Source organism: Enterobacter cloacae complex sp. Mu1197 (assembly GCF_040059225.1).
Lineage (GTDB): Bacteria > Pseudomonadota > Gammaproteobacteria > Enterobacterales > Enterobacteriaceae > Enterobacter > Enterobacter quasiroggenkampii.
This window is the reverse complement of the sequence record NZ_CP157375.1, coordinates 1,339,298-1,351,544: the sequence shown is the minus strand read 5'-3', so window position 1 is coordinate 1,351,544 and position 12,247 is coordinate 1,339,298. Positions and strand designations below refer to the sequence as shown.

Annotated in this window: 9 protein-coding genes; all 9 read right to left on the bottom strand. The window is 55.1% G+C overall.

Features of this window, described 5'->3' with window-relative positions; genetic code table 11:
* Positions 1–8: 8 nt before the first annotated feature.
* Positions 9–1,577, bottom strand: a complete 1,569-nt coding sequence (gene cydA, locus ABFV38_RS06360) for a cytochrome ubiquinol oxidase subunit I (protein ID WP_008501098.1) — start codon at positions 1,575–1,577, stop codon at positions 9–11.
* Between the two features lie 730 nt (positions 1,578–2,307).
* Positions 2,308–3,177: a succinate--CoA ligase subunit alpha gene (gene sucD, locus ABFV38_RS06355; RefSeq protein ID WP_008501094.1), complete on the bottom strand. Its 870-nt coding sequence runs from the start codon at positions 3,175–3,177 to the stop codon at positions 2,308–2,310.
* Positions 3,177–4,343: an ADP-forming succinate--CoA ligase subunit beta gene (gene sucC, locus ABFV38_RS06350; RefSeq protein WP_006809579.1), complete on the bottom strand. Its 1,167-nt coding sequence runs from the start codon at positions 4,341–4,343 to the stop codon at positions 3,177–3,179. Before sucC ends, sucD begins: the two co-directional genes overlap by 1 nt.
* A gap of 95 nt (positions 4,344–4,438) precedes the next feature.
* Positions 4,439–5,659, bottom strand: a complete 1,221-nt coding sequence (gene odhB / locus ABFV38_RS06345; RefSeq protein ID WP_008501093.1) for a 2-oxoglutarate dehydrogenase complex dihydrolipoyllysine-residue succinyltransferase — start codon at positions 5,657–5,659, stop codon at positions 4,439–4,441.
* Between the two features lie 14 nt (positions 5,660–5,673).
* Entirely contained in the window at positions 5,674–8,481 is a 2,808-nt protein-coding gene (gene sucA / locus ABFV38_RS06340) for a 2-oxoglutarate dehydrogenase E1 component (RefSeq protein ID WP_008501092.1), read from the bottom strand.
* 234 nt (positions 8,482–8,715) lie between these two features.
* Positions 8,716–9,432, bottom strand: a complete 717-nt coding sequence (gene sdhB / locus ABFV38_RS06335; RefSeq protein WP_008501090.1) for a succinate dehydrogenase iron-sulfur subunit SdhB — start codon at positions 9,430–9,432, stop codon at positions 8,716–8,718.
* A 15-nt stretch (positions 9,433–9,447) separates the two neighbouring features.
* On the bottom strand, positions 9,448–11,214 hold the full coding sequence (sdhA, locus tag ABFV38_RS06330; RefSeq protein WP_008501089.1) for a succinate dehydrogenase flavoprotein subunit: 1,767 nt from the start codon (positions 11,212–11,214) through the stop codon (positions 9,448–9,450).
* A complete protein-coding gene (sdhD, locus tag ABFV38_RS06325) occupies positions 11,214–11,561 on the bottom strand; it encodes a succinate dehydrogenase membrane anchor subunit (RefSeq protein WP_008501088.1) in 348 nt (115 codons plus the stop codon). The genes sdhA and sdhD overlap by 1 nt, the downstream gene beginning before the upstream one ends.
* Positions 11,555–11,959: a succinate dehydrogenase cytochrome b556 subunit gene (sdhC, locus tag ABFV38_RS06320; RefSeq protein WP_348959404.1), complete on the bottom strand. Its 405-nt coding sequence runs from the start codon at positions 11,957–11,959 to the stop codon at positions 11,555–11,557. Before sdhC ends, sdhD begins: the two co-directional genes overlap by 7 nt.
* Between the last annotated feature and the right edge of the window lie 288 nt (positions 11,960–12,247).

Below are 12,247 nucleotides of genomic sequence, written 5' to 3'. Positions count from 1 at the left end.
CTCCTGTCTTAGCGTGCCGGCTGAGTAGTCGCAGTGGACTGCTCGTAGTGATAGCGACCGGTTTTCAGGCTGCTTGGGCCAAGGCGCGCGAACTTGAACATCAGGAACAGTTCAGCCACCAGGAACAGGGTGTACAGACCACAAATCAGCAGCATGGAGAAGATCAGGTCGCCTGCGGTCAGGGACGAGTTCGCTACCGCCGTTGGCAGCACCTCACCGATCGCCCATGGCTGACGGCCATACTCCGCCACAAACCAGCCGGATTCAATTGCGATCCACGGCAGTGGAATACCGTACAGCGCAGTGCGCAGCAGCCATTTTTTCTCGCCGATACGGTTGCGAATCACGGACCAGAAGGACGCCGCAATGATCAGCAGCATGATGATGCCGCAGCCCACCATGATACGGAATGCGAAGTACAGTGGCGCAACGCGTGGAATCGAGTCTTTGGTTGCCATCTGGATCTGCGCTTCCGTCGCATCAGACACGTTCGGGGTATAACGCTTCAGCAGCAGACCGTAACCCAGATCTTTCTTCACATCGTTAAACTGGTCGCGAACGGCCTGGTCGGTAGAACCGGCACGCAGCTGTTCCAGCAGCGAGTAGGCTTTCATACCGTTACGGATACGCTCTTCGTGCTGCACCATCAGCTCTTTCAGACCCGTCACCTGCTTATCAACAGAACGGGTGGCGATGATACCCAGCGCATAAGGGATTTGAATGGCGAAGCGGTTTTCCTGCGCGTCCTGATCCGGAATACCGAACAACGTAAAGGCAGCAGGCGCCGGCTGGGTTTCCCACTCGGCTTCGATGGCGGCCAGTTTGGTTTTCTGCACGTCACCCATTTCGTAACCGGATTCATCACCCAGAACGATAACGGAGAGGATAGCAGCCATACCGAAGCTTGCAGCGATAGCAAAGGAGCGCTTAGCAAACGCGAAGTCACGACCGCGCAGCATATAGTAAGAACTGATGCCCAGTACAAACATCGCGCCGCACACATAGCCAGAAGCGACGGTGTGAACGAATTTAACCTGAGCAACCGGGTTCAGGACCAGCTCGGCAAAGCTGACCATCTCCATACGCATGGTTTCGAAGTTAAAATCAGACGCGATAGGGTTCTGCATCCAGCCGTTCGCAACCAGGATCCACAGCGCGGACAGGTTCGAACCTAATGCCACCAGCCAGGTCACCGCCATATGCTGGACTTTACCCAGACGGTCCCAACCGAAGAAGAACAGACCTACAAAGGTGGATTCGAGGAAGAATGCCATCAGACCTTCAATGGCCAGCGGCGCACCGAAGATATCCCCGACATAGTGGGAATAGTAAGACCAGTTAGTCCCGAACTGGAACTCCATGGTCAGACCGGTGGCCACGCCCAGTGCGAAGTTGATACCAAACAACTTGCCCCAGAACTTGGTCATATCTTTATAAATCTGTTTGCCGGAGAGAACGTATACCGTTTCCATGATGGCCAGCAGGAACGCCATACCGAGCGTCAGTGGCACAAACAGGAAGTGGTACATCGCGGTCAAGGCAAACTGTAAGCGCGACAGTTCGACTATATCTAACATTATGACTCCTTGCTCATCGCATGAAGACTCCGAGAGTGAACCCCGTCAAAGCGATCCACACGCATGCCCCAATACAAATTATTCGCATCCTTGTCGTCGTTATTACCCTGAAGGAGGATAAAAACGATGACGTGAGGTTACAAATACGTTAATAAAAAACTCAAATTGATCCCGCAAATATAATACGCTGCAAAACCCTTACAATAAACAGGTTTTTATAGAGTCACATTTACGTTTTTCGACGGTGATCAATTTATAGCAAAATTACCACTTTTCGGCCATTTTGATCGGGGACAATTTAGCGCTTTTCAGCACCTTTTTCCAAGGATTAAACTTTGATTTAAATCAAAAACAATCCGTTATGTTAATTGTGTTTTGATGTGGTGAACATGGTAAAAACCATGTTAAAGATATGTATATGAAATACAATTAAGGTTATCGAATCGAATGATGAATATAAACAGAAGTGATTTTTATTAACTCAGTAGCGCTTAATGACTGATTTATTCAGGACATAAATTTTAGTGCGTTTTTCATTTTTTTCCATCTGCCCTCTTAAAGGCAAATAAATAACAATTATTTTACTTTTGCATCCTCTGTAATTAACACCACTTTGTGACTATTGCATGACACCCGGCAGGCAATAAAAAAGGCCGCTTTACAGCGGCCAACCATGTCGAAACGGACATTTTTATACTGCAACGCCCCCCTTTCGGGGAGCAGAGAGGACTTACTTAATGATGGATTTCAGTGCTTCGCCGATATCCGCCAGGCTGCGAACGGTCTTCACGCCTGCGGCTTCCAGCGCTGCGAATTTCTCATCAGCCGTACCCTTACCACCGGCAATGATCGCGCCTGCGTGACCCATACGCTTGCCTTTCGGCGCGGTCACACCCGCGATGTAACCCACTACTGGCTTGGTCACGTGTTCTTTGATGTAAGCAGCCGCTTCTTCTTCCGCGCTACCACCGATCTCACCGATCATCACGATCGCTTCGGTCTGTGGATCTTCCTGGAACAGCTTCAGGATGTCGATGAAGTTAGAGCCCGGGATTGGGTCACCGCCGATGCCCACGCAGGTGGACTGGCCGAAACCGTAGTCGGTGGTCTGCTTAACCGCTTCATAGGTCAGGGTACCGGAACGGGACACGATGCCCACTTTACCCGGCTTGTGAATGTGGCCCGGCATGATGCCGATTTTGCATTCGCCCGGGGTGATAACGCCAGGGCAGTTCGGGCCGATCATACGCACGCCAGCTTCATCCAGCTTCACCTTCACGGTCAGCATATCCAGCGTCGGGATGCCTTCAGTGATGGTGATGATCAGTTTGATGCCTGCGTCGATCGCTTCCAGAATAGAGTCTTTGCAGAACGGCGCCGGAACGTAGATCACGGTCGCGGTTGCGCCCGTCGCTTCTACCGCTTCACGCACGGTGTTGAACACCGGCAGGCCCAGGTGGGTGGTGCCGCCTTTACCTGGCGTTACGCCGCCAACCATCTGCGTGCCGTAGGCAATCGCCTGTTCGGAGTGGAAAGTCCCCTGGCTACCGGTGAAGCCCTGGCAGATAACCTTGGTATCTTTATTAATTAAAACTGACATTATTTCCCCTCCACTGCGGCAACAACCTGCTGAGCTGCATCCGTCAGACTTTTCGCTGCAATAATATTCAGGCCGCTGTCAGCCAGTTTTTTCGCGCCGAGTTCAGCGTTGTTACCTTCCAGACGCACAACCACCGGAACGTTAACACCTACTTCTTCTACCGCGCCGATGATACCGTCGGCGATCAGGTCACAACGGACGATACCGCCGAAGATGTTAACCAGAACGGCCTTCACGTTGTCGTCGGAGAGAATGATTTTGAACGCTTCGGTTACGCGCTCTTTGGTTGCGCCACCGCCCACGTCGAGGAAGTTTGCTGGCTCACCGCCGTGCAGCTTAACGATGTCCATGGTGCCCATCGCCAGGCCCGCACCGTTAACCATGCAGCCGATGTTACCGTCCAGCGCCACGTAGTTCAGTTCCCACTGTGCCGCCTGCGCTTCACGCGGGTCTTCCTGAGACTGGTCGCGCATTTCGCGCAGATCCGGCTGGCGGAACAACGCGTTGCCGTCAGCGCCCAGCTTGCCGTCGAGGCAGATCAGATCGCCCTGGGTCGTGATCACCAGCGGGTTGATCTCGATCAGCGCCAGATCGCGCTCCAGGAAGATGGTCGCCAGACCCATGAAGATCTTGGTGAACTGCTGAACCAGTTTGCCTTCCAGACCCAGTTTGAACGCCAGCTCGCGACCCTGGTACGGCATTGGGCCCGCCAGCGGATCGATAGCCACTTTGTGGATCAGGTGCGGAGTCTCTTCCGCCACTTTTTCGATTTCCACGCCGCCTTCGGTAGATGCCATGAACACCACGCGACGGGAGCTACGATCAACCACCGCGCCCAGATACAGTTCTTTCGCGATGTCGGTTGCCGCTTCAACCAGGATCTGGTTAACCGGCTGGCCGTTCGCATCTGTCTGGTACGTTACCAGACGCTTGCCGAGCCAATGTTCAGCAAACGCACGAATCTCTTCTTTGCTCTTAACAACCTTCACACCGCCCGCTTTACCACGGCCACCAGCGTGAACCTGACACTTAACTACCCACGGGCCGGAACCGATTTTAGATGCGGCTTCTTCTGCTTCACGCGGGGTAGTACAGGCATAACCCACCGGAGCCGGTAAGCCATACCGGGCAAACAGCTGTTTGGCCTGATATTCATGTAAGTTCATGTGTTCTATCCATCCTTCAGGGTAATCGTTATCTTCAAACCTGTAGACCGGCGCAGCGTGTGCCGGTCCACGGGGCAGGTGATGCTAAATCGTGACTAGACGTCCAGCAGCAGACGCGTTGGATCTTCCAGCAGCTCTTTAATGGCAACCAGGAAGCCCACGGACTCGCGGCCGTCGATCAGGCGGTGGTCGTAAGAGAGCGCCAGGTACATCATCGGCAGGATCTCAACTTTACCGTCTACCGCCATAGGACGATCTTTAATGGCATGCATACCCAGGATCGCGCTCTGCGGCGGGTTAATGATCGGGGTAGACATCAGCGAGCCGAATACGCCGCCGTTGGTAATGGTGAAGTTACCGCCGGTCAGATCGTCTACGGTCAGCTTGCCGTCGCGGCCTTTCACAGCCAGCTCTTTAATGTTTTTCTCGATGTCAGCCATACCCAGGGTATCCACATCACGCAGAACCGGCGTTACCAGGCCACGTGGGGTCGAAACCGCCATGCTGACGTCGAAGTAGTTGTGGTAAACCACGTCATCGCCATCGATGGACGCGTTCACTTCCGGGTAGCGTTTCAGCGCCTCAACCACCGCCTTCACGTAGAAGGACATAAAGCCCAGACGGATACCGTGACGTTTTTCAAACGCGTCACCGTACTGCTTACGCAGGTCCATGATTGGCTTCATGTTTACTTCGTTGAAGGTGGTCAGCATCGCGGTAGAGTTTTTCGCTTCCAGCAGACGCTCTGCCACGCGCTTACGCAGGCGGGTCATTGGCACGCGTTTTTCACTGCGCGCGCCCAGAGCAGGCTGAGCTGCCGGTGCTGCCGCAGGGGCTTTCGCTTCCGCCTGAGCTGGCGCTTTCGCCAGATGCTTGTCGATGTCTTCGCGGGTCAGACGACCGCCCACACCGGTGCCTTTAATGGCTGCCGGGTCAAGGCTGTGTTCCGCCAGCAGGCGACGGATCGCTGGGCTGAGGGCGTCGTTGGACTGCTCTTCCAGAGAGGCCTGCTGGCGCTGAGCCGGCGTAGAGGCTTTCTCTTCAGACTTCGCGCTGGACTCTTTGCCCGCGCTGTTGCCTTCACGCAGGCGACCCAGGATCTGACGAGAAGTCACGGTGGTACCTTCATCTTCCAGCACCGCGTCCAGAACGCCATCCGCCGAAGCCGGTACTTCCAGTACCACTTTGTCAGTTTCGATTTCTACCAGCACTTCATCGCGCTTAACGGCATCGCCTGGTTTTTTGTGCCAGGTAGCGACGGTCGCATCTGCTACAGATTCAGGCAGGTCGGGAACAAGAATATCTACGCTACTCATTATGTATCCTTTAATTAATCGACGTTCAGCGCGTCATTGACCAGATCTTGTTGCTGCTTCTGGTGAACGGACATATACCCTACCGCCGGAGAGGCGGAGGCCGGGCGACCTGCATAGCGCAGGGCTGACCCAAATGGAATCACTTCACGGAAATGATGCTGGCTGCAGTACCATGCGCCCTGGTTGAGCGGCTCTTCCTGGCACCAGACAAAATCATGAACGTGAGCGTACGGTTTCAGCGCTTCCTGCACCGCCTGGTGCGGGAACGGATAAAGCTGTTCGATACGCACGATGGCGACATCTTTCTGATCGTTCTTACGGCGCTGTTCCAGCAGGTCGTAATAAACCTTACCAGAACACATCACCACACGCTTCACGGCCTGCGGATCCAGCTCGTCAATTTCACCGATGGCTGGCAGGAAGGTACCGTTCGCCAGCTCTTCCAGGCTGGACACCGCCAGCGGGTGACGCAGCAGGGATTTTGGTGACATGACCACCAGCGGACGACGCATACCGCGCAGCGCCTGACGACGCAGCATGTGGTAAACCTGCGCCGGGGTGGACGGTACGCAAACCTGCATGTTCTGCTCAGCGCAGAGCTGCAGATAACGTTCCAGACGCGCGGAGGAGTGCTCCGGACCCTGGCCTTCATAGCCGTGCGGCAGCAGCATCACCAGGCCACACATACGGCCCCATTTCTGCTCGCCGGAGGAGATGAACTGGTCGATAACCACCTGCGCACCGTTGGCGAAGTCGCCGAACTGCGCTTCCCAGATGGTCAGGGTGCGCGGTTCTGCCGTGGCGTAACCGTACTCGAAAGCCAGCACCGCTTCTTCAGACAGCACGGAGTCCCAGACCTTGAACTGGCCCTGACCGTTGTGCACGTGCTGCAGCGGGGTGTAGGTTGAACCGTTAGACTGGTTGTGAACGACCGCGTGACGGTGGAAGAAGGTTCCACGGCCCGCATCTTCACCGGACAGACGCACAGGAATGCCTTCGTCAACCAGCGTCGCGTAAGCCAGCGTTTCCGCGCCGCCCCAGTCGAACAGCTTCTCGCCTGCCGCCATGGCCTGACGGTCAGCATAAATTTTCGCTACGCGAGATTGCATTTCGATAGCGTCCGGCACGGTGCTGATGCGTTTAGCCAGCTCCTGCAGACGCTTCATCTCCACCTTGTTCGGGTAGCTCTCATCCCACTCGTGGTTGAGGTACGGCGACCAGGTAAAGGAGTGCATGTTCATCGGGCGCAGCTCTTTCACTACGCACTCACCCGCATCCAGTGCGTCGCGGTAAAGGTTGACCATTTCGGTCGCATCTTCCAGCGTCGCCACTTTGTCGCTCTCCAGCTTGTCAGCATAGATTTTGCGCGGGGTCGGGTGTTTTTTGATTTTCTGGTACATCAGCGGCTGGGTTGCACTTGGCTCATCCGCTTCGTTGTGGCCGTGACGGCGGTAGCAGAAGAGGTCAATGAACACATCGCGTTTGAAGGTGTTACGGAAGTCCAGCGCCAGACGGGTAACGAAAGCCACGGCTTCCGGGTCATCCGCGTTAACGTGGAAGATCGGCGCCTGCACCATCTTACCGATGTCGGTGCAGTACGGGGTAGAACGCGCGTCCAGCGGGTTAGAGGTGGTGAAGCCCACCTGGTTGTTGATCACGATGCGAACGGTACCGCCCACTTCATAACCACGCGCTTTCGACATGTTCAGGGTTTCCTGCACCACGCCCTGCCCTGTCACCGCCGCATCACCGTGGATGGTGATTGGCAGAACTTTATTGCTGCTCGGCTCGTCCAGACGATCCAGACGCGCGCGCACGGAACCGATAACCACCGGGCTGACGATTTCCAGGTGTGACGGGTTAAACGCCAGCGCCAGGTGAACCAGACCGCCTTCGGTTTCGATATCAGACGAGAAGCCCATGTGGTACTTCACGTCGCCGGTGCCGAGGTGTTCTTTATGTTTGCCCGCGAATTCGTCGAACAGGTCCTGCGGTTTTTTACCCAGCACGTTGACCAGTACGTTCAGACGACCACGGTGTGCCATGCCCAGCACCACTTCACGGGTGCCGCTCTTGCCTGCGTGACGAATCAGCTCTTTCAGCATCGGCACCAGGGCGTCACCGCCTTCCAGCGAGAAGCGTTTTGCGCCCGGGAACTTCGCGCCCAGATAGCGCTCAAGGCCTTCCGCTGCGGTCAGTTCGCTGAGGAAGCGTTTTTTCTCGTCAGCCGAGAAGGTCGCGTGGCCCGCTACGGATTCGATGCGCTGCTGGATCCAGCGCTTCTCTTCGGTAGAGGTAATGTGCATGTATTCCGCGCCGATGGAGCCGCAGTAGGTTTGCTTGAGCGCGTCAATCAGATCGCCCAGCTTCATCGTGTCTTTGCCGATGGCAAAGGAACCTACGTTAAAGCTTTCCTGGAAATCGGCCTCGGTCAGATCGTGATACGCCGGATCGAGATCGGCTACACGGTCTTGTTTCCACAGTCCCAGCGGATCGAGATTCGCATGCTGGTGACCACGGAAGCGATAAGCGTTGATAAGCTGCAGGACTTTAACCTGCTTCGCATTGGTGTCAGGGTCGGAAATCGCAGAAGAGTAACGTGAGGCATCCTTCGCCAGACGACGGAAATAATCACGTGTTTTGGAATGGAATTGATCCGGTTTGACCCCTGTACCAGGCAACTGCTGGAACATGGAACGCCAGTTTGCGTCCACTGAGTCAGGATCGGTTAAGAAGTCTTCATAGAGCTGTTCTATCCAGCTCTGGTTGGCACCAGAGAGGTAAGAAGAGTCCAGCCAGGCTTTCATTGCGCCGTTCTGCATCGTGATCCCTTAAGCATTTTTATGCTTACTTTCGCCGTAGAAACTACCACGCACACCATGTGTACGTGCCGGGGTTCACCTGCGAGCTCTTTGTGGCCCGCGAAGGAACCTTTAGAAACTGTCTAGACTTCAGGGCAGTTTTTAAAGGTTTCTGCATTTTGCCCGGTGGCGCTACGCTTACCGGGCCTACAGTTTCGTAGGCCGGATAAGCGCAGCGCCATCCGGCAAATTTACTTACGCACTGCGCTGCAGCAGCATCGACTTAATATGGCCGATGGCGCGCGTCGGGTTCAGCCCCTTCGGACACACACTGACGCAGTTCATGATGCTATGGCAGCGGAATACGCTGAAAGCGTCACTCAGTCCTTCCAGACGGCTGTCGGTTTCGGTGTCGCGGCTATCGATCAGGAAGCGATAGGCAGCCAGCAGACCGGCCGGGCCGATAAACTTGTCCGGGTTCCACCAGAACGACGGGCAGGACGTAGAACAGCATGCGCAGAGAATACACTCGTACAGACCATCGAGTTTTTCACGCTGCTCAGGAGACTGTAAGTGCTCACGAGCCGGTGGATTTTGCCCATTATTCAATAAGTAAGGCTTAATCTTCTCATATTGTGCATAGAATTGCCCCATGTCTACCACCAAATCACGCACGACCGGCAGGCCAGGCAGAGGACGGATAACAATTTTCTGACCAGGACGCTGCAACGCTGAAATTGGCGTGATGCAGGCCAGGCCATTTTTGCCGTTCATGTTCACACCGTCAGAGCCACACACCCCTTCACGGCAGGAGCGGCGGAACGACAGGGTTGGATCTTTTTCTTTCAGCTGGATTAAGGCATCCAGCAGCATCATGTCACGACCTTCTTCCGCTTCCAGCGTGTAATCCTGCATGCGCGGAGCGTCGTCTACATCCGGGTTATAACGATAAACTGAGAATTCGAGTTTCATTATCCTGTCTCCGCATTAGTAAGTACGAATCTTCGGCGGGAACGCCGGACGCAGTTTCGGTTCCATATTGACGCTACGACGCGTCATGGTTTCCGACTCTGGCAGATACAGGGAATGGCACAGCCAGTTTTCGTCATCACGCTCCGGGAAGTCGAAGCGGCTATGCGCGCCACGGCTTTCGGTACGGAAGTTTGCCGACATCGCGGTCGCGAACGCGGTTTCCATCAGGTTATCCAGCTCCAGGCACTCGACGCGCTGGGTGTTGAACTCGCTGGAGGTATCGTCCAGACGGGCATTTTTCAGACGCTCGCGGATCGCTTTCAGCTGCTCAAGACCTTTAGCCATCGCGTCGCCTTCACGGAATACCGAGAAGTTGTGCTGCATGCATTCCTGCAGCGCTTTGCGGATTTCCACCGGATCTTCGCCGTTACGGTTGCCGTTCCAGCGGTTGAGGCGCTCAAGAGAGGCATCAATTTCGTCGTCGGTTGCGTCACGCAGCGCGCCCTGCTCGGCAATGGATTCCTGCAGATGCAGACCCACCGCACGACCAAACACCACCAGATCCAGCAGCGAATTGCCGCCCAGACGGTTTGCCCCGTGTACGGATACGCAGGCAATTTCGCCCACCGCGAACAGGCCAGGAATGACCACGTCTTCGCCCTGCTCGTTCACGGTCAGCGCCTGACCGGTCACTTTGGTCGGAATACCGCCCATCATGTAGTGGCAGGTTGGGATAACCGGAATCGGCTCTTTCACCGGATCGACATGCGCGAAGGTGCGGGACAGTTCCAGGATGCCCGGCAGACGGGACTCCAGCACTTCTTTACCCAGATGGTCGAGTTTCAGCTTCGCGTGTGGACCCCATGGGCCGTCGCAGCCGCGGCCTTCACGGATTTCGATCATGATGGAACGCGCCACCACGTCACGACCCGCCAGATCTTTCGCATTCGGAGCATAACGCTCCATGAAGCGCTCGCCGTGTTTGTTCAGCAGGTAGCCACCTTCACCACGGCAGCCTTCCGTCACCAGAACGCCCGCACCGGCGATACCGGTTGGGTGGAACTGCCACATCTCCATATCCTGCACCGGCACGCCCGCGCGGATAGCCATACCGACACCGTCACCGGTGTTGATGTGGGCGTTGGTGGTGGACTGGTAAATACGGCCTGCACCGCCGGTCGCCAGCACGGTAGCGCGGGCTTTGAAGTAAACCACTTCACCGGTTTCGATACACAGCGCGGTACAGCCAACAATTGCGCCATCGGCGTTTTTCACCAGATCCAGCGCATACCACTCGGAGAAGATGGTGGTGTGGTTTTTCAGGTTCTGCTGATACAGCGTGTGCAGCAGCGCGTGACCGGTACGGTCAGCCGCCGCCGCGGTGCGTGCCGCCTGCTCGCCGCCGAAGTTTTTCGACTGGCCGCCAAACGGACGCTGATAGATGGTGCCATTTTCCAGACGGGAGAACGGCAGACCCATGTGGTCCAGCTCCAGAATCGCTTCCGGGCCGGTTTTACACATATATTCGATGGCATCCTGGTCGCCGATGTAATCGGAACCTTTTACCGTGTCATACATGTGCCATTCCCAGTTATCTTCATGGGAGTTACCCAGCGCAACGGTGATACCGCCCTGCGCGGACACAGTGTGGGAACGGGTCGGGAAAACTTTAGAGAGCAGCGCACAGCTCTGGCCGCTCTGGGAAATTTGCAGTGCGGCACGCATACCTGCGCCACCGGCACCAATCACAACAGCATCAAATTCTCTGACTGGCAATTTCATTACACACCCCACACCACAACGAATCCATAAATAACGTAAACCACCAGTGCAACGACAATGGCCAGCTGCAGTGGGAGGCGAATCGCCAGCGGTTTAACGTAATCGGTCAACACCTGCCACATGCCAATCCAGGCATGAATAAGGATGGAGAACAGGGCCAGCAGGGTGAACACTTTGGTGAAGGCGGATCCGAAGAACCCACTCCAGATTTCCCACGTCAGCGTGCCGCTGGTCGCAAAGAAACCGATCATATAGATGATGTAGAGGGTGAGAACGATGGCGGTAGCACGGACCAGAATGAAGTCATGTACGCCGTTGCGTCCTAATGCGGAGGCGTTGCTTACCATACGAGAACTCCTGCGAGAAGTGAAAGCACGACTGTAATCACAAATGAAATGTTAGCGGAGCGAATCCCTACTTCGAAGGTTTCTTCCAGGTAGCCAAAGTCCATCAGCATATGGCGAACACCCACCACAACGTGGTACGCCAGTGCGGTCAGAATGCCCCACATGATGAATTTCACGAAGAAGCTGTTCATGATGGCTGAGGCCTGGAGGAATCCTTCAGGGGAAGAGAGGCTGGTGCCCAGTAACCACAGCAGAATACCGACCGCCACAAACGTAATCACACCAGAAACACGGTGCAGAATGGACGCTATTGCTGTTACGGGGAACCGGATCGTTTTGAGATCCAGATTGACAGGTCTTTGTTTTTTCACATTTCTTATCATGAATAACGCCCACATGCTGTTCTTATTGTTTCCTTCCTCCGGACTGCGATGCGGGTCAGACAGCGTTCCTTTTCTATAACTGCGCGTCATGCAAAACAGTGCTTCCAGATGCTTAAACGACACATTACAACGCTGGGTGGCTCGGGATTGCAGGGTGTTCCGGAGACCTGGCGGCAGTATAGGCCGTTCACAAAATCATTACAATTAACCTACATACAGTTTGTCGGGTTTTCTCTGGAACAGTGATCAGGGTCACGATAACAACATCTTTTTAATTTTTAATCATCTGATTTGACAAATGTT

Excerpts from the sequence above, each read along its gene's own strand:
- cydA (WP_008501098.1), bottom strand. The coding sequence starts at position 1,577 with ATGTTAGATATAGTCGAACTGTCGCGCTTACAGTTTGCCTTGACCGCG.
- sucD (WP_008501094.1), bottom strand. The coding sequence starts at position 3,177 with ATGTCAGTTTTAATTAATAAAGATACCAAGGTTATCTGCCAGGGCTTC.
- sucC (WP_006809579.1), bottom strand. The coding sequence starts at position 4,343 with ATGAACTTACATGAATATCAGGCCAAACAGCTGTTTGCCCGGTATGGC.
- odhB (WP_008501093.1), bottom strand. The coding sequence starts at position 5,659 with ATGAGTAGCGTAGATATTCTTGTTCCCGACCTGCCTGAATCTGTAGCA.
- sucA (WP_008501092.1), bottom strand. The coding sequence starts at position 8,481 with ATGCAGAACGGCGCAATGAAAGCCTGGCTGGACTCTTCTTACCTCTCT.
- sdhB (WP_008501090.1), bottom strand. The coding sequence starts at position 9,432 with ATGAAACTCGAATTCTCAGTTTATCGTTATAACCCGGATGTAGACGAC.
- sdhA (WP_008501089.1), bottom strand. The coding sequence starts at position 11,214 with ATGAAATTGCCAGTCAGAGAATTTGATGCTGTTGTGATTGGTGCCGGT.
- sdhD (WP_008501088.1), bottom strand. The coding sequence starts at position 11,561 with ATGGTAAGCAACGCCTCCGCATTAGGACGCAACGGCGTACATGACTTC.
- sdhC (WP_348959404.1), bottom strand. The coding sequence starts at position 11,959 with ATGTGGGCGTTATTCATGATAAGAAATGTGAAAAAACAAAGACCTGTC.